Genomic DNA, 18,180 nt, shown 5'->3' with positions numbered 1-18,180 from the left:
CCATGTCCAAGCCTGACAATCCCTATATCAACTCCCAGCCCGGCGAGGAAATGGGAGACCTCAACGCCAGCAAAGGCTGGAAGCCTCCTGTTGCCGCCACCTCTCGCGATCGCGGAGAGGGCCCCTTTAAACGCCTCGTGCTGCGCGGCGCCACCATCATCGATGGCACCGGTGCGCCGCCATGGGGCCCCGTCGATATCGTCGTGGAAAACGAACGCATCGTCGCACTGATCGGCGTCGGTGCATCGCTGGATACGATCAATCCGGCACGCCGGCCTGCCCCTGGCGATCACGAGATCGACTGCCATGGCAAATTCGTCATGCCCGGCCTGATCGACTCGCATGCCCACATCGGCACGCCCTATCACTCCATGTGCGACGTCGAGCCGCCTGCGGACTACATCTACAAACTGTGGCTGGCGCACGGCGTCACGACGGTGCGCGAAATGGGCGGTCTGAATGGGCTGGGATATACCCTGCAGCAAAGAGAAGCCTCAGCCAAAAACGAGATCGCCGCGCCGCACATCCTGTCGTACGCCTATTTCCCCGCCGTCAATGATCGCGTCAAGACCATTCACACCCCCGACCAAGCGCGCGATTGGGTGCAACGCCTGAAGGCCCGCGGCGCCGATGGCATTAAATTTTTCGGCGCGCCGCCCACCATCATGCAGGCGGCGCTGGACGAGGCCGCCAAAGTCGGCCTGGGCTCTGGCTGCCATCATGCGCAAATGGCCGTGACACGCGTCAATTCGCTGAAGTCCGCCAAGTGGGGCCTGACCAGTTCCGAACACTATTACGGCCTGCCCGAAGCTCTCTTCGAAAACCAGGTCGTACAGAACTACCCCACCGACTACAACTACAACGACGAATACTTCCGTTTCGCGCTGGCGGGCCAGACGTTCAAACAAGCCGCCGCGCCAGGCAGCGCAAAATGGAACTCGGTGATGGAGCAGTTCCTGGAGCTGGGCCATACCTTTGTCCCCACCTTCAACATCTATGACGCCAACCGCGACCTGATGCGCGCGCGCCGCGCCGATTGGCATGACGAGTACACCTGGAAAGCCGTCTGGAAATATTTCCAGCCCCAACGCGGCGGCCACGGTTCCTACTGGTATCGCTGGAGCACGACCAACGAAATCGAATGGAAAGAAAACTATCGCCTGTGGATGCAGTTCATCAACGAGTACAAAAACCTCGGCGGCCGCGTCTGCGCCGGCAGCGATAGCGGCTTCATTTTCCAGATCTTTGGTTTCGGCTTGATCCGCGAACTGGAGCTGCTGCAGGAGGCCGGCTTCCACCCGCTGGAGGTCTTGCGCAGCGCCACGTCACAGGGCGCCGAGTTGCTCGGCGTCAACGAGGACCGCGGCTCTGTCGACATCGGCAAACGCGCCGACCTCCTGATCCTGCAGGAAAACCCGCTCGAGGATTTCAAACTGCTGTATGGCACGGGCGCGCTGCGCCTGAACGACGGCACCGGCCAGCCTGAATGGCGCCGCGCCCTGCAATACACCATCAAATCCGGCATCGTGTATGACGTAGACCAATTGCTCGCCGATGTACGCGCACTGGTCAACGATGGCTGGGGCGATGACAAAAATCGACCGCCTTATGTCCGCTGATCCTCACACCCTCGATACGGCGAGCTCCCGCCGTGATACGGCTCCTGCGACCAGCGGCGCACCCACTGCGTCGGCCCCCTCTGGCAGCGACTCGGCGTCTCGTCAGCACGGCGCCGTATCACGCGACAACGCGCCGATTGAACTCATCATTCTCGCGGGGTTTCTGGGCAGCGGTAAAACCTCGCTGCTGGTCGATCTCCTGCAAAGCGATGATCGCGGAGAAACCGGCGTCATCGTCAACGAGGCCGGTGAAATTGGCATCGACGGCGTGATTGTGGAAGACGGCTCGCAGAATTCCGTCACCATGCTGGCCAACGGCTGCGTATGTTGCTCGCTGCGCAGCAGCCTGGTCGACACCGTGATGTCTCTGCTTGACGCGCCACGGCCGGCAGGCCATGGGCCTCTCACACGCATTGTCCTGGAAACCAGCGGCCTGTCGCGGCCCGGCCCCATCATCGCATCGCTGGCAGATCCGCTGCTCAGGTCACGTGGATTGCGTATCTCGGTAGTCAGCACCTACGACTGCGAACGCGGCTTGCTCAATATCGAGTCCTTTGACGAGGCCGCAGCCCAACTCGCCGCCGCGCAGCGCATCGTTCTGACCAAAGTCGATCTCATCGCCGCGGAGACCATCGAAGATCACCTCAGCGCCATACGCGGTGTCAACCCACTGGCCCAGATCGTCGCCGATGCAGATCGTACCCAGGCCGTGCGGCAGGCGTTCACTACATCGCCATCCAGCGATCCGGTTGACCTCGCACTGCAGGCCTTGCTCTCATCTGAGACGCGTGCGCAAGCGCATCCCCGTATCCATGTGCTCAAAGGCACACGGCGGCAACCAGCCGAATGGGAAGATCTATCGATCTGGCTGGATGATCTGGCGGGTCTGTGCGGCGATCGCCTGTTGCGAGTCAAGGCAGTCTTCAACGCCATCGACTGCGACGAACCTATCCTGATCCAAAGTGTAGGCACGACGTTCGGCATGCCGCGCAGGATGACGCAACGTACCGGCACCGACGACATCTGCGTTGTGATCGCCCGCGATATCGATGCCGCGGACATCAACGCAGCCTTTCCAGATGCACCGGTCCTATTGACCACTGCTGTCGCTTCCCCTTTTTCCCAGCAGGACGCTCCATCCCTGCGCCATTTCCACAGAGGGCACCATGCATAAGCACAATCTCCATCGACGCGGTTTTATCAAACAGGCGGCAGGCCTGGCCATCGCGCCGGCCCTGCCTCTGATTCCTGGCATGGCACACGCCGCCTCCTCCAACGTCGTAGTAGGGACTTGGGGCGGTGATTACCAGAACCTGCTGCAGCAGTTCATCAGCCCCATCGTCAAAGCCCAAGGCGTGGATGTGGTCTTCGATACCGGCAACGCCACCGCGCGCAACACGAAGCTCAAAGCCGAGCGCAACTCGCGTCGCGGCTCCATGGACATCGCGCTGCTAGGCGACCTGGACATGTACGACGCCAGCACGGCTGGCGTACTCGAACCCGTGACCGCGGACAAGATCCCTAATCTCGCCAACGCGATCGACACCTTCAAGACCCCCTATTCCATTCCCCATATTTTCAGCGCCATGGTGCTGGTCTATAACAAAGACCTCGTCACCACGCCGCCGCACTCCTTCAAAGATGCGCTGGATCCCAAATACAAGGGTCGCGTCGGGTTCTCCGACATTCTCTTTAACTTCAATACGCTCTTTGTCGGCCTGGCAGAAGGTGGCGACGGCTCCAGCTTCGAGCCCGGCTACGCTTTCCTGAAAAAGCTCAAAGCCAACTCGCCCAAAGTCTTCCCGTCCAACGAAGCCGTCGCCGCTGCCTTCAAATCCGGAGAAATCTGGATCGCCTGCATGTGGAAAGCCCGCGCGCTGCAATGGAAAGAAGCCGGTTTGCCGCTGGAATTCGTCATCCCCGAAGAAGGCGCCATCCCCGTGACGTTCGAAGCCGCCGTGCCCAAAAACAGCCGCAACAAAGATGCGGCCTGGAAATACATGAACGCGCTGCTCGATCCCGCCGGCCAGGTGCATTTTGCCGACACCATGGGATATGCGCCGACGGTCAAGAACGCCTCGCTGCCGCCCGAACTCCAGGCATCCGTCGGCTTTACCAAAGAAGAACTCGCCCGCATTCACCCCTACGACCTGAAAGCCCTGGCCAGCCATCGCGCCGCCAGCCTGGATTTCTGGAACAAGGAATTTAAAGCCGGGCTGTAAAGCCCGATCATGTCGCTCCCTATTCGGGGGAGCGACGCCGCACGACCGATGAACATAACGTGCATCGGCCGTGCGGCGCCTCGGATTCGGGGCTGCTACGCGAACACCAATCAGTCATTCTCACCCAAGGGAACCACCATGGGACAAACTCCAGCACGCAAAATACCTGCCCCTAAAGCCATGATCGTTGCGCCGCAGCCCGAGGCGGTTTCCGCGGGGGCTGAGATTCTGCGCTCGGGCGGCTCGGCGCTGGACGCCGTGATTGCGTGCGCCATGGTGCAAGGCGTAGTCGATCCATTGATGTGTGGCATCGGCGGATTCGGCATGCTGCATATCTATGATCCGGCCACCGGTACGCGTAAAGTCTACGAGGGCTTTGGCGGCTGCCCCATCGACAGCCGTGCCGACATGTGGCAGGACATTGTCCTGGGTGAAACCACCGATGGCTTTGGGTTCATCGTCAAAGACTTCGTGAACGAAGCCGGCGTGCAGTCGGTCACTGCCCCTGGCATCCTCAAGGCCCTGTCCGCCGCGCATACGGAATTCGGCAACATGGCCTGGGGCGACCTTTTCGGGGCGGCTATCGACTGTGCTCGCGACGGATGGATCGTACGACCCCATGTCTACACCGTATTCACGCAGAACGAACGCAAATACGGCCGTATGAATTACGGTGAAAAACTCGCCCTCACGCCGGACGGACGCCGCATTTATCTGGAGCCGGATGGATCTTATAAAAAGCTAGGCTCCTATATCCGCAATCCGGACTTGGCTGCCACCTTGCAAACCCTCGCGCATGAAGGCGCCGAGAGTTTCTACACAGGCTCGCTGGCCGCGCACATCATCGACGACGTGCGCACCAACAATGGCCTGCTCTCGGCGGCGGACTTGGCGCAATTTCGCCTGCGCACCTCCGATCCTCTATCGGTCAACTATCGCGGCTGGCGCGTGGATATGCCCGCGCCTCCCGGCGGCGGTGTATTGGTGGGACAGATACTGCGCATGGCCGAGCAATTCGAGTTGCCTGCCCTGGGCCACAACTCGCCGCAATACATCCGCGTTCTCGCCGAAGCGATGAAAATCGCCCTGCGCGACAAAGAACAATTCATCGGCGATCCCGATTATTCCGACAATCCCATTGACCGCCTGCTGTCCGATGCCTATTGCCAGGAACAGGCCACATTCATCCGTTCGGGTGAAAAAGCCAACGTCGTCCGCCGCACGCCGGGGGAATCCAAACATACCACGCACGTCAGCGCCATCGATGCCAATGGCATGATCGTGTCGTTGACGCACACGCTGGGCAATCCATCCGGGTTCATCGTCAAGGAAACCGGCTTTATGATGAACGGCGCCATGAGCACCTTTGATCCCACGCCCGGCACACCGAACTCCATCGGGCCTGGCAGACGCCGTTACTCGTCCATGTGTCCCAGCATCATCTACGACGGCGAACAACCCGTATTCACGCTCGGCGCACCCGGTGCATCCTGGATCGGCCCCGCAGTCTCACAGGTCATTCTCAACGTACTCGAATGGGGTATGGGCGTTCAAGAAGCCATCATCGCCCCGCGCATCGTCGCCACCAGTAACGCCATCGACATTTCCAACCGCATTCCTGTTCACGTGCAAAAAGCGGTAGAGCAGTTCGGCTACGAAGTCCGCCGCAGTTACCTGAGCTACGCCTTTGCAGGCGTACATGGGATTACGCAGTTTGATGGCAAACTCGAGGGCGGTGCAGATCCGCAGCGGGACGGGTATGCGGAGGGCGTCGCGTAGTATTTACCAAGCGCGAGAGTTCAGTACCGCGAAAGGCGATTCAATCGCGGAGCACCTAAGGTCGGACAGAGCTCTCGGTAGTTGTTCTTAATGTAGCTGACGGCGAGTTTCCGCAGATTTGTCCTGTGGTTATACAGAATGTACAGCCTAATATCAGAGCCTACAGTGGGGCCGAAATGTTTGGCGATGATATCTTTGCCGAGCCGTTCCTGCTCTGAAGGCGGCCCTTCCGAAGAGGTCCTGGTACGCCACAGATAAAGCGCGTCACGTGCTTCGGCCATACGCGTATTTAAAGGCGATCCTTCGTAATCTCGTACAGCGGTAACGGTTTCAACGTGTACGCACTCCAATAGCGACGAGGAGACACGCTCAAGTTTGTCATCTCCGGCAAACCATTGCGCCATCGTGAGCCATTTCTCGTCGATGGGTGCTGACATCGTTGACGGCAACGCGTTGAAAGTTTCTGCGGTATCTTTATCAATGGAACCAATGGCACGGACAACAATGTCGGTATGCCCGGTGTTGTCGAGGATCTTTTTGAACTCCACCACCATAGCCAGTTTTTGATAAACCGAATCCCCAGACCTGGGATAGCCCAGTCTTTCCGAGAACAACCAATTCAGCGTAGACCGTATGTCCGCAATCGCTCTCGCATCTTGCAAATGCGGGTGCGTCAGCATGTCCATACTTTGCTGATACTCTGAATCGGAAAGATGCGCCAACGCATGCAAGAGCGGGCCGTTGGTAAAAACATAGAACGCCGAATTATCGGCAATCCATTGCTGGCCGACATCTTCGACGTATTTATAGTATTGAGGAGAAAACAGCCGTTCTGCCACAGAGGAGCCATGGATGGGACATCCATGATGATGCAGCGCTCCGCGCAGCTCATCCTCCACCATGCCCACCAGGATTTCTGATCTATCACGCATCGCTTGACCGAACGGGCTGCTGTTATTGACGGCTAGCCAGGTTTCTCGCTGCTTCGCCGTGGGTTCCGGATCCTTTCGGCAGGCGGTAAGGGCTACGCCAAGCAGCAAGCCCGTGACACACAAAATTAACAGTCTCTTCATCATGTTGTCTTGTTATTTGAACGCAGTGCGAGGCTAGCAAACGTTCTTATTTTTTGTGGAAAAGGGAACAGCTGTATTTCTGCCCCGTCGGCAGTAAACACATTGATTTTTTTAGCTAAATAGCAAGCGATGCCGTTCTCATGCCGATATTTAGAAAACTAAAAATAGGACCGGCCCGATAACTCGATCGATGCGGAATACTGAGTCGGGCCTGAGTCACCCTGTTTTTGTCCGTTCAGGTTTTCAGTTGTGGGCGGGTTGGATGACCTGCTGATGGGGGAACTCTATTGGACGTTTCAGTATTGGCAGGACGGGGATTGAGTGCTATTGGACGTCGAATCGGGGCAGTGACCGTATTGGCGCTTCACGGAGTCGGTCGGCCACCTGCGCGGCCGACACCGCTTCGTCAACCTCGTCGCTACGCTCCTTCGGTTTCCCTCGCTCGACTCCGAGGCGCGTCAACACGGTCACTGCCCCGCTTCGACTCACAGCATCTCTGATCCCCTCGTCGCTGGGACGGGTGGTCTACGTAGGCTTCGTAGGTGATGATTTCTGCAAAGACGAAGATCTTGCAGGGCGGCTATTCATTGGCGCCTACGGGCGCACCAATGAATAGCGTTCGTGATCGACATGCGAGGGCTTTGGCCTCGGTGGCAAACAGAAGATCTCTCGAGCAACGATTTCTCATAGGCCAACAGGAAATCGTCCATACCACGGCTTCGCGACATCCAAAGACGTGCAGCTAAACGACTGCATCTTTACCTCTTAAGACACGTCGAAGGCTTCGAGAATGAATGCTTCGACGCGCCGGAGGCCGTCTTTGGTCCCCATGAGTTCCAAGGCGCTCTTTCCCCTGAATTCGGTTCTATTCTCGTTCAACCAGATCAATATCTTGTCATTGTTTTGAACACAGCGGCGCAGCAGCGACAGGATTCGAGTCAGATGAATACCACGCACAAACGTTGAACTGCCGGCAGCGTTGTTCGATATGGTTTTGGGGGCTGCGAAGGTGGTTGGATAGCGTGCCGCGTAGTCTCCGGGACGAGACCCTCGGCAATAAGTGTTCTTATACTGGCTGCAGCCCCAGAACGGTTTCTTGGTATTGATCCAGACCATCGCATGTCCACAGATAGGGCAATTCGGTACTGCCTCTTTCGTATAGTCGCGCGCGCGAGGGGCCAGCGCGATGTACTCGACCAGTGCGGATGGTATTTCTCCTGCTACGTACCATACGCCTTGTTCGGCATCATATTTCGCGCCATTGGCTTCGGCGTATTTCCTATGTGCGATGGGGATCCAAAGGATCGTCTGTGTAGACACGCGGAGTCTCCTGATGTTGTTATGAGTCGGCCGCACCACACGCGGGAAAGCGTGATCTCTTTTTGCGTTCAGTTAAGGCACAAAGACGAATTGCATCCTGAGGCACGGCACGTGAGCTAAGTCAACGTGAATACAGGCTATTCCGCTCGGCGGGATTTGCAAATGGGGGGTTGACGGAGTCTTCGTTATTACCAGACTGATCCGACCGCCCATCTGAGGGTGCCCCGGAACATTTTCTGCAGAAATTCTGGTAATGCGACGTACAGATTATCTAAACCGTGCTGTTTAGGAGCCTCAACGAATTCTGATCCAAGGGTCTGGCGTTACGCGTCATTGCTTTTTTCAAACGGCTTTCTGTAAGTCTGTTTTTCTTCGAAGAACCCCCATATCGGGGAGACACCGAAATTCCACCCACTATCGTCGACTCAGACGGAAAGCTTAAGGCCTGGCGTGATGCATGCGAACCAGGAATCGGAACGCGGCTTAGTGTCAGTGTTACTCATCGATCGGTGAAATCACCAATCAACGACGCTATCTTTTAGAAAACACTTATGGAATACGTACAAAATCTGTCCACTGGCACGTCTACCGCATTGCCTGCAATGAGCGCACTCGCTGCGCCAGATACGGGCACCGAAACGATCAAGGCCGATCCAGAGGGATGCGATCTCGCTAGTAATGCTGATAGCGCTGACCAAGCCGTACCGCATCGAGCCGGCACACTCAGCTCGGACAAACTTGTTGCCGCGCACTTCGGGCAAAAGCGTAATCTGGCGGGATTGATGGAAATGGCCAGATCACAGAGCATCAGCCCAGGCCCGTTGATGGAAGCCGTTGTCAACATGCCTGGCCTAAGCCGCGAAGAACGTATCAGCGCGATTCGGACAATCGTTGATTCGGAGGAGGTTCCTGATCATGGTGAGTTTGCCTCAGATAGCGCGCTCTACGAGCAATTAGAGCAAAGCAATCTAGAGGCGGCGGAACTCATGATTGCAGGTGGTGTGGGCTGGAACCACGCGCTGTTCCTAGCTGGTTCCATTGATGATAAGCAGGCAATAAAAAACCTGCTCAAATGCGACGGCGTCCGATTCCATGCCGTCATGAATGTCTTGCTGTCTCGGATCTCTCATCCGGGTAGGGGTAATATCGCTTATTCGATGATCCAACACTATGCCCTAGAGCGACATTCATCCACATCGTTGAAAATCCGTGAGCTGAAAGGGCTATTAGAGACTAATTGGCTCTTCAGGGCCGCTGCTAAGACAATGCTGCAAAATGAGATACAGGCAGGCAATACCCATGCTGTCGCTATTTTGATGACAGCCGGTGTCAAGCTAGACGACATCAACGACCTGGATTGGCTAGCTGATCCTATGCGCACGACGGGCGCTCAACAACAGGTTGACGCTCACAGCAATCCCAGCAGCAATACGGTTAAACCGAGCAAGCAGTTTGTTTAACCAAACCGCACCTTTATCATCGTACCGTGTGTCATACGTTATGAGGAGACAAGTATCGAAAGATAGCTAGTCTCTAAGCTATCTGGATGACGTCGCTAGGAGAGACTAGCGACGTCATTGCGTGCTAACTTGAACGCTATGCAGCTGTGGCAGACTCTGAGCTTTCCTGCATTCTGACGAATGTCTGAGCGGCGCGGCAAGAGTTCTCTGATCTCGCTTTGACGTATTAATTTTTCGTCATATCTCTTGAATCCAACATATCTATGCTTTGGAATTTTTCTTTCAAAGCTATATGGGTCAGATTCGCACAAACGCTACATTGTTCGCAACGCCGTCTTGGCAGCCTGAACGACATCATCCCATTCAGGCTTTTCAATGTATTCCTTGTCCGTCAACTCAAGGCCATATTTACCAAAAACAAAATCTATTTTTTTCACAAGATCGGATATCGAAACGACTTCTTCATCATTTTTCAAAAACCATCCAAGCGTGGATCTCGGATCTCCCGCCAGATTCGTATCGTCATATAGGAAATGAATAGCGTAATTCAGCTCATCATGACCACCACCCGGCCGCTGATCATTGACCCAAGCTTTGTACTGATAGTCTTTATCCGCAAGTCCTTGCAGATAATCTATCAGTTCTTTTCGCATTGCTGGACATTTCAATCCGGAGAGTTCCAGGTCTTCCATTTTTGATACTCACTTAAAGGGATGTGTGCCTGCTCTGGACTATCTTTAATCGAGCCTTCTATTGGCTTTCCGTCCCGGCCAATAACTCTTCCATTAGAACGCACAATTACGTGATCTACTTGTTGAATAGGCTGACTTACTTCCGAATTACCCTTGTCGATACGTACACCATTACCTTGATTTTTGGGATCTTGCCAACGATAACCAACGCCTTTTTTATTTAACCCCACTTCCCATTCCTTTGGAAACCTATCGACAACACTCTGAGGAACACGCCAGTGCTCGCCGGTCCTCGTTAGCGTACTTAATTCTCTACCGTTTCCTCCCGAAACGTAGCCCGCGGGGCCCTGCTTCGTCTTTGCTGCTCCTGCCGCTTTGCCCCCTCCCGGCGTTGGTGGCGAGCTCACCCGCCCCGCTTTCCCTTCCATCGACGGCATCGCCGCGCCGAGCGCGATTCGGTCTTCCGGCGACAGGTCCTTGAGTTCATAGACGCCACCATTTTGTTTGGTCTTGATCGTCTCCAGCTTTTCGTCGAGTATGTGGGCGGTTCTTTCGTACTCGCGTGCGATCGCTCCATCACGCTCGGCCCATGCTTTTCCCTCGGCGAGGGCATGGTCACGCTCAGCTCGTAATGCCTCCCGCACCTTGGCCAAGTCTCCCGGGTTGGTAGCGTAATAATCCAGTGTGTCTGCCGCTTCGGCCTGTGCGCGAGTGACGCCGGTCAGGCTGCTCAAACTCTGCTTGCTCGCCCGCAGATGCTCCCACGCGGTGTCGTAGAGATCGCCTAAATTGACTGCGTCATAGAACTCGGCGAGATTGTCGTTATCGTGTAAGAAGCCGGCGAACTGCAGTTCGTTTTTATTGCTCTGATCGATCTGACCATCGAAGTACGCAAAACCGCTGCCCTGCAGCTCTGTCGCAATCTCTGCAAGGAACCCACGGGCGGTGGGATTTTCCGCGTAGTACTCGGCGGCACGGTCGTCGGTCTGGCGTTGCGCCTGCCCGGTGAGTTCTGCCTTTGCCTGCTCGATACTGATGTCTTGGCGTTTGGCATAGCGGTCGACGTGCTTGCGGATCAGCTCGCCTTCGTCAGGGTGCAGTTGACGGTTAAAGCGATCGGCCGCCGCCGCGCCGCCGGCTCCGCTGGTCCCGCCAACCAAACCGCCTGCCGTGCTGGCGACCACGTTGACAATGACCTTGGCCACGGTCTCTTTGGACCCCGCGGGCAGGCTCTGCACGGCCTGCTCGACCTGGTCGCGCACGAGGTTCGCGGTAATGTCGCCTGCGATGGTGCCCGCCACAGCGCCGCCGACATCGCCCGCGCCCAAGGCTGCACCCAGGCCTGCAACAGCGGCGTGCAGCGCGATACGTCCCGCGCCTTTTTCCGCCCACAGCTCCGGATTGTCTTTTTGGAGTTGGGCCGCCACATCCCCCGCGATCTGCATGCCGAGCTGCGCAAAGGCCTGCTGGAATTCCAGTTGCTCGCGGACCTGATTCTGGTCAAAGATCCGGTCTATACGGCCATTGGCGTTATCTGCGTGACGGTTCAAGCCCGCTGCGCTGTCTCGGCCGCTGGCGTTATCCGCACGCACCTCGATCGTGGCCGGTGCGATCGCCGCTTGCGTCGTACCAGAGGCCGTCCCACGCGCCGCGGCCAGACTCAAGCCCCCGGGCGGGCCGCCTACGATGGATCCTTGGTTCTCCAGAATATCGAAGACACCGGCCACGCCCACCGACATGCCCGTCGACGAGGCGCGATAAGCAGCCTTGTTCTCGATGTCCGTAAAACCCAGCGTCTCGGTCGCAAGATAGTTTTTGTCCGGTGCGGCACGGCTGGCAATCACGGCACCATCCAGTTGTGTGTGCGCACCGACCTCGATGTCGAACCCGCCCTCACCGGCATAAAGACCGGTCTGCTCGTTCACACTGTCGTAACGCGAGCGAGTCTTGCCCCGGTTGGCTCCCAGGTTCGCAGTCCCGGTCATCGACCCCACGCTGAAACTGCCGCCGGCGTTGACCTGCTGCTGCCTGGCATCGTAACGGTCCGAATCTTGTTGACTAACTATTTCCAGATTGCGTCGCGCCGACACCTCAATGTGATCGGCTCGGACCTGGGCACCGGCCAACACCGTGTCGCGGCCCGAGAGCATCACCACGTTGTCTTGCGCACTGATCTGCGTTTCCCGACGTTCAACGCCGTTGCCTTCGCCTCGACCACCGCCCTGATAGCCACTGGCAAAGACGTTGATGCCGCCACCGCCCTCAGAGACGCCCACACCGACACCGGCCTTCCAGCCGCTGTTATGGTTTTTGGTGATCTCGGTCGAGGTCTGCGTCACGCCCTGCAGGGTCAGATCATCCATGGCAGACAACAGGACATTTTTGCCAGCAATGTCGCTGCCTGCGACCGTGATGTGGCCGCCAGCCCGCGCAGCCTCGCCCTTCGCAACATCCGTAGCGCGATCTCTGGCGCCTTTCACATTGCCCCCTGCCGCGCTTGACGCCGCAATAGGCGAATCCGCAGCCGTCAGTTTGCCCTGCGCGCCTCGCTCACCATCGGCAACAATATTGACGTCGCCGCCCGCGATCACCGACGATCCGAACGCCGTTTCTTGCGTGCGTTTAGTCGTACTGCTCGCGCGGGTCGAGCCCGCACTGATCTGGATTTGTGCCTGAGTCTGGCCCTTCTTCGCCGCCTGCGCGTCGGTTCCAGCCTGACCGTCAGCACCGGACTGCTTGTTTGCGTCCTGGGCCGCCATCATCCGCCCCGCCTGCACGGCCTCGTACGCGGCCTGCCCCGCCTTGACGGCCGCCAACCGTCCGCTTTGTGCTCCGCTCGCTTCACGTATCGTGTGCTGGATCTGCTGCGCAGCACCCAGTACACCGCCCGCCACGCCGATGCTCAGGCCCGATTGTTCGAATTCGTGATGCTCCGCCTGATGCGCGTGGCCCATCCCCGCCACGATCTCTACGTTGCGCCCTTGCACCGTGATGTCGCCATGTTGGGCCAACAGGTTGCTGGCCTGCATGTAGATGTCTCCGGCGGCATCGAGGTTCAAATTCCCCTCGACGCTGCCGAGCGTGCTGGCCGCATAGCCTGTACTGTCTGTCTGAAACTTATCGGTGCGGACTTGCTTCTGGTAACCCGCACTGAAACCGCCGCCACTGCCGATGCCCTTCTTTCTGGTTCTTTCGTACTGATAAGTCTCGTAGTGTTCATCGGCCCCAGCAACATGAAGATCGCCCTCTACGGTGATCTGTATGTCCTGTTCTCCAACGAGGTTTGAGCCCACGACCTTCAAGTCCCGGCCCGCGACGACCTCCACCGTCTCGCCTGTCAAAGTGGACGCCTCGGCGCGTTCCCACGCAACAGCCTTGACGGTGTCCGTCGTCTTGGATGACAACAAGCCCTTTGTCTTGGTCCGCGATTGATCTCTGGCAGAGCCCGTGCTCTTGCCTGCGCCCACGCTGACGTCCCGGCCTGCACCTACCGCCAGGTGTTGTTGCGCATCGATCTGCGCAGCATCGGCGCTGAGATCTTGCTGCGCCATCATTGTCAGATCGCCCCCGGCTGCGACCGTTGAACCAACGGCACGAGTCGTCTGTCGTTCATGGCGATTGTGGGCATCACCCACGATCGCCTCTCGATGTCGTTCGGTGACCGTGTCCAAACGCATATCGCGCCCCGCCCGCAGGTGCGCATCGTGTTCAGCCGACACCTGCGCAGCCACCAATTTCAGATCCCGCCCGGCTGCGATCAGGAGGTCGTCGGCCTGCACTTGGGAAACGCCAGCCATGTGTGTTCCTGACGTGGCCCCAAGGCTCTCGGACGCAACGACCGAACTCAACTCGATATCCTGCCCAGCACGCAGCGAGACGATGTCGCCCTTGATCTGCGACGCGACGTTGCGCAGCTTTTCACGGGCTTGCAGGTCTACGATGCGCCCCTGGATCCGCCCTCCCTCCTGGTTGAGGATGTTCGCCGCCCTCGCCACCATGGCCTCGCGCGGGGCGATCATGCCGCTGTTGTGCAGCTCGCCTTCAACCGCAATAAACGTGTCCCTGCCGGAGATCAACGTGGTGTACTCGTGCTGATCGCGCAGCGCCCCTTGCGGAAATACGTTGGACGGCCCCACGGGCAACGAGATGGGCTCGCTCGACAAGGTCACGTGATAAGGCGAACGATGAGCCTTGCGATCGCCATGCCGCGCCTGGGTAAAGGTCGCCTGCCCTTCACGCGTCACCCGGCGCTCACCGCCTGCGCCGTGGTTGCGCAGCGCCGGACCCGCGATGGTCAACGGGCCGGTGGCGACGATGTGGCTCTTGTCGTTGGTCACCTCGCCACGCAACGCAATCGCGCCACCGGCCAGGATGCGGCCTGGCTGACTGTGTCGCGTGCGTGTCTCGGACACCTTGTCGTGGACTTCGTAATAGGTAAAGTCCTGGACCAGCCGGTCTTTGAAGTTTTGGTTGAACGCCCGGATGCGCGAATCCAGTTCCCCGTACGGTCCTTTGTACGTGTTGATCGCCGCCTCGTAAGCTCGACGTTCGGGTGTGGGTTGATTGTGCGGTTTGGTGGTCACGCGTGGGCGGTCATCAGACTGCCGGCCACGACGCGCCTTGGATTCATGCCAGACAGGCTGCGGCCCTTGAGGCGGCGCTACGCCAAACGCGGTCCAGATGCGCCCATGGGGTTCGTAATGGAATTGGTCCGGTGTGGTGACCCAGTTGCAACCGGCGTCGCCACCCGGCCCCTGGCACGTCCGCTGCGACGGGGTAAGGCTCAAGGCAATAGGACTGGTGATCCCGGCGTGGCCGCGTTGTTGCGGCACGTAATCAAAGGGCGGCCCATATTGCGCCTCGGGATATTGCGCCGAAGGCAGCAACAGGCGGCGCTCGGGGTCATCATTGAGCCAGCTCGGGTGCTTGCCGCAGGCCGGCGTCACCGCATCACAGAGCCAGGTCGTCGCGGCATCGTACATGTCCGTGCTGCCGCTCGGCGTGTAATACACCTTGGGAGTCGAGGACAGCTCCACGTTCTCCGAGGCGAAATTCGCGTTCAGGTTGTGCATCCACGCCACCGATATATCGATGTCGCCCGCCGCCTGAATCGTGCCCCCTTCGTTGAGTAACGACTGCGCACGCACCGAGACATGCTGGCCCTCCACGCGGCCGCGGGTCTCCAGACGCGGGGCCTGCACATACACCTCACCATGGGCCTTGATCGACCCCTGGGGAGCGATGTGCACCTCGCCTTCGTTCGTGATGACAAGATCGCCGGTCAGCGCCTGCAGCGCACCGCCCATGTTCACGCCCAGGCCACGCTCGGTACCAATCAATCGGATCGAATTGGCGTACATGCCGCCTAACGCGGCCGTATCCAGCGACACCCGGGGAGCAGGCCCCTTGCCTTGGATCGCCGTGACCTCGCCGGTGACACCATCGACGCGCGCCGCACCGGCCACCACATTCAGATGGTCGGCCCATACCTGCGCGTTGATCTGAATCGCGCGCGCCAGTAAATCAACGTTGCTAATGTTGGAGACATTCAAACCCTGGCCATTGATCTGCAGCAGGCCCTCGGTGACTTCAAAGGCCACACTGCCTGGTGCCCCCGCCTCCAGACCGACGAGCGGCCGCCCCGTCGTCAACGTGGCCCGGGAGGCATTCACAAATCCGCACCCGTCACAGGCAATCCCGGCCGGGTTGGCGACGATCACATTAGCGCGTTGCCCCGCGACCTCCAGCAACCCACGCAACTGCGAGGGGTTGGGTGCAGTCACCTGATTCAGGATCGTCGTCGCAGGGCCGCGGCCCAAGTGGGGATTGCCCGCAATCTGGCCAGCCAACTGCGTCTGGCTCGCCGCACCGCTGTTGTTCAAAATGACGCCAGAAGGACCGACGTTGAACTCGGTGAACTTGTTGTTCGACACCCCTGCCGCAGGAGGCGCAATCTGGATGACCGGCACCCCGCCTTGATTGCCCACCACCGGGCGTACCCCGGCCGCTCCAGTATCAACGGTCAGGGGCAAGGTCTGCGCCCATGCCTGGCCACCGCCAGAGAGACCCAGCAACACACACGCCAACACCCTGGCCAACACGCCACAAGCCTGAATACGGAACAAACGCATCATCTACACATTCACGACGCACACGGCACCGCCACCGGCAACGCGGTGCGATGGATGTGAAAATTGAGAGGAGGAAATCAACAACCGAGCCGATAGGGCTCAGCCAGGGCAAGACGCCCAGCATCGAGGCATGTCGTTGCACAGTTTCCAACGGTATAAACAGGCGCCAACGCATCGCCCTCGGCTGAGCGAGCCGCTAGGCTAGCTAACGTTCTTATTGTTTTGTAGCGGGGTAGCGACCGGATTTCGCTACCCGTTCAGCGGCAAATACGTTGATATAGCTGGCTGAACCGTAGATCCTACGGTTGACGAGCAACGATCAGGTAAATAAAAAAAAGGACTATTCCTACATTCCTACCCACTCGATGCGCCAGCTTATCAGGATGGCAGGACGATCACGCGTTCGCCCGCAACTTGCGCAACAGCGCCGGCAAGAACAGCACGGCCAGCGCCAACGCGATGAAGGTGGCCGACAACGGCGAGGACACCAGCACCAGCGGATTGCCTTCGCCAATCGACAAAGCACGGCGCAATTGCGTCTCTGCCAGCGGCCCCAAAATCAATCCGATCAACACTGGCGCGATGGGAAAGTCATAAACGCGCATCACATAACCTGCCAAACCGATCACAAACATCAGCAGCAGATCCATCCACGACGTGCCGACGCCCCAGATCCCGACCATGGCAAAGACCAGGATGCCCGCATACAAATACGGACGGGGAACCAACAGCAATCGCACCCACAAGCCCACCAGCGGCAGATTCAGAACCAGCAGCATCAGGTTGCCTACATACAGCGACGCGATCAGCCCCCATACCAGATCGGCACTGTTGACGAACAAGAATGGGCCGGGCTGCAGACCATAGCTTTGGAACGCAGCCAGCAACACGGCAGCAGTCGCCGATGTGGGCAAGCCCAGGGTCAGCAACGGCACCAGAATGCCCGCCGCCGCCGCGTTGTTCGCCGCCTCGGGCCCTGCGACCCCCTCAATCGCGCCGTTGCCGAACTCCTCTTTGTGCCGGCTCAATCGGCGCTCTATCGTGTACGACAGAAATGTCGGCACTTCGGAGCCCCCAGCCGGCAACGCCCCGATCGGAAAACCCAGCGCCGTTCCACGCAACCAGGGTTTCCACGACCGTTGCCAATCCTGCCGCGTCATCCAGTGCCCACCCGACAGCGGGTTCACCGCAGGCGGCGCGTTGCGATAGCGGCTGGCCACATAGAGAATTTCCCCGACGGCAAATAAGGACACCAGCACCACCGTGATATCGATGCCGTCCAACAAGTCCGGAGAACCGAACGCCAGGCGCGCCTGGCCAGACGGGCCGTCAATGCCCACCACGCCCATCGCCAGGCCCAGGAACAACGCAATAAACCCGCGTACCCGCGATGTCCCCAACACCACCGATACCGACGTAAAGGCCAACAGCATCAAGGCGAAATAATCTGCCGGCCCGAACACGAACGCCAGTTCTGCAATCGCCGGCGCCAGGAACGTCAAGCCCAATGTCGCCAATGTCCCCGCCACAAAGGACCCGATCGCGGCGGTCGCCAACGCGGCGGCGCCGCGTCCTGCGCGCGCCATCTTGTTCCCCTCGAGCGCCGTCATCATCGAGCCGCTTTCGCCAGGGGTATTCAACAATATGGAGGTCGTAGACCCGCCATACATCGCGCCGTACAGCACGCCGGCAAACATGATGAATGCGGCCGTCGGCGCCAGCTTCACCGTCACCGGCAACAGCAGCGCAATCGTCAGGGCCGGTCCGATCCCCGGCAACACGCCAATGGCCGTCCCCAGTAATGATCCGACAAACGCCCACATCAAATGCGCAGGCTGCAACGCGACCCCAAAACCCGCCATCAAGGAATCAAAGGCATCCATC

The 18,180-nt window shown here is 58.7% G+C and carries 10 protein-coding genes; 5 read left to right on the top strand and 5 right to left on the bottom strand.

Features of this window, described 5'->3' with window-relative positions; all coding sequences use genetic code 11:
* Positions 1-2 precede the first annotated feature (2 nt).
* The 4 genes from ACYVI2_RS20955 to ACYVI2_RS20940 all read left to right on the top strand — a co-directional run bounded on the left by ACYVI2_RS20955 (position 3) and on the right by ACYVI2_RS20940 (position 5,620).
* Positions 3-1,619 carry an amidohydrolase family protein gene (locus ACYVI2_RS20955; RefSeq protein ID WP_415820406.1) on the top strand — a complete coding sequence of 539 codons (1,617 nt, stop codon included), beginning with the start codon at positions 3-5 and terminating at the stop codon, positions 1,617-1,619.
* Complete coding sequence (locus ACYVI2_RS20950; protein WP_415820407.1) at positions 1,609-2,793, top strand: CobW family GTP-binding protein; 1,185 nt, start codon at positions 1,609-1,611, stop codon at positions 2,791-2,793. The genes ACYVI2_RS20955 and ACYVI2_RS20950 overlap by 11 nt, the downstream gene beginning before the upstream one ends.
* Positions 2,786-3,841 (top strand): ABC transporter substrate-binding protein, encoded by a 1,056-nt coding sequence (locus tag ACYVI2_RS20945; RefSeq protein ID WP_415806785.1) that lies wholly within the window; start codon positions 2,786-2,788, stop codon positions 3,839-3,841. The genes ACYVI2_RS20950 and ACYVI2_RS20945 overlap by 8 nt, the downstream gene beginning before the upstream one ends.
* A gap of 138 nt (positions 3,842-3,979) precedes the next feature.
* A complete protein-coding gene (locus ACYVI2_RS20940; RefSeq protein WP_415820408.1) occupies positions 3,980-5,620 on the top strand; it encodes a gamma-glutamyltransferase family protein in 1,641 nt (546 codons plus the stop codon).
* 20 nt (positions 5,621-5,640) lie between these two features.
* Here ACYVI2_RS20940 and ACYVI2_RS20935 read toward each other — a convergent pair whose 3' ends face one another.
* The gene (locus tag ACYVI2_RS20935; RefSeq protein WP_415820409.1) at positions 5,641-6,696 is read right to left on the bottom strand and encodes a hypothetical protein; all 1,056 of its coding nucleotides are present in this window, start codon (positions 6,694-6,696) and stop codon (positions 5,641-5,643) included.
* Positions 6,697-7,458: 762 nt separating this feature from the next.
* Positions 7,459-8,013, bottom strand: a complete 555-nt coding sequence (locus tag ACYVI2_RS20930) for an MbcA/ParS/Xre antitoxin family protein (RefSeq protein WP_415820410.1) — start codon at positions 8,011-8,013, stop codon at positions 7,459-7,461.
* Positions 8,014-8,564: 551 nt separating this feature from the next.
* On the opposite strand from ACYVI2_RS20930, the gene ACYVI2_RS20925 reads away from it, so the two are divergent.
* The gene (locus ACYVI2_RS20925) at positions 8,565-9,473 is read left to right on the top strand and encodes a hypothetical protein (protein ID WP_415820411.1); all 909 of its coding nucleotides are present in this window, start codon (positions 8,565-8,567) and stop codon (positions 9,471-9,473) included.
* 314 nt (positions 9,474-9,787) lie between these two features.
* Here ACYVI2_RS20925 and ACYVI2_RS20920 read toward each other — a convergent pair whose 3' ends face one another.
* From ACYVI2_RS20920 to ACYVI2_RS20910, 3 genes are all read right to left on the bottom strand, one after another.
* Complete coding sequence (locus tag ACYVI2_RS20920; RefSeq protein ID WP_415820412.1) at positions 9,788-10,165, bottom strand: SCO4402 family protein; 378 nt, start codon at positions 10,163-10,165, stop codon at positions 9,788-9,790.
* Positions 10,138-16,299, bottom strand: a complete 6,162-nt coding sequence (locus ACYVI2_RS20915) for a hemagglutinin repeat-containing protein (protein ID WP_415820413.1) — start codon at positions 16,297-16,299, stop codon at positions 10,138-10,140. Before ACYVI2_RS20915 ends, ACYVI2_RS20920 begins: the two co-directional genes overlap by 28 nt.
* 392 nt (positions 16,300-16,691) lie before the next feature.
* Entirely contained in the window at positions 16,692-18,179 is a 1,488-nt protein-coding gene (locus ACYVI2_RS20910; RefSeq protein ID WP_415820414.1) for a tripartite tricarboxylate transporter permease, read from the bottom strand.
* Position 18,180: the final 1 nt, after the last annotated feature.

Source organism: Bordetella tumbae (genome assembly GCF_054780995.1).
The sequence above is the reverse complement of the archived record's forward strand: the minus strand, read 5'-3'. Positions and strand labels throughout refer to the sequence as shown.

Bases quoted from the DNA above. Each gene is read 5' to 3' on its own strand.
- ACYVI2_RS20955 (WP_415820406.1), top strand. From the start codon at position 3: ATGTCCAAGCCTGACAATCCCTATATCAACTCCCAGCCCGGCGAGGAA.
- ACYVI2_RS20950 (WP_415820407.1), top strand. From the start codon at position 1,609: ATGTCCGCTGATCCTCACACCCTCGATACGGCGAGCTCCCGCCGTGAT.
- ACYVI2_RS20945 (WP_415806785.1), top strand. From the start codon at position 2,786: ATGCATAAGCACAATCTCCATCGACGCGGTTTTATCAAACAGGCGGCA.
- ACYVI2_RS20940 (WP_415820408.1), top strand. From the start codon at position 3,980: ATGGGACAAACTCCAGCACGCAAAATACCTGCCCCTAAAGCCATGATC.
- ACYVI2_RS20935 (WP_415820409.1), bottom strand. From the start codon at position 6,696: ATGATGAAGAGACTGTTAATTTTGTGTGTCACGGGCTTGCTGCTTGGC.
- ACYVI2_RS20925 (WP_415820411.1), top strand. From the start codon at position 8,565: ATGGAATACGTACAAAATCTGTCCACTGGCACGTCTACCGCATTGCCT.
- ACYVI2_RS20920 (WP_415820412.1), bottom strand. From the start codon at position 10,165: ATGGAAGACCTGGAACTCTCCGGATTGAAATGTCCAGCAATGCGAAAA.
- ACYVI2_RS20915 (WP_415820413.1), bottom strand. From the start codon at position 16,299: ATGATGCGTTTGTTCCGTATTCAGGCTTGTGGCGTGTTGGCCAGGGTG.
- ACYVI2_RS20910 (WP_415820414.1), bottom strand. From the start codon at position 18,179: ATGGATGCCTTTGATTCCTTGATGGCGGGTTTTGGGGTCGCGTTGCAG.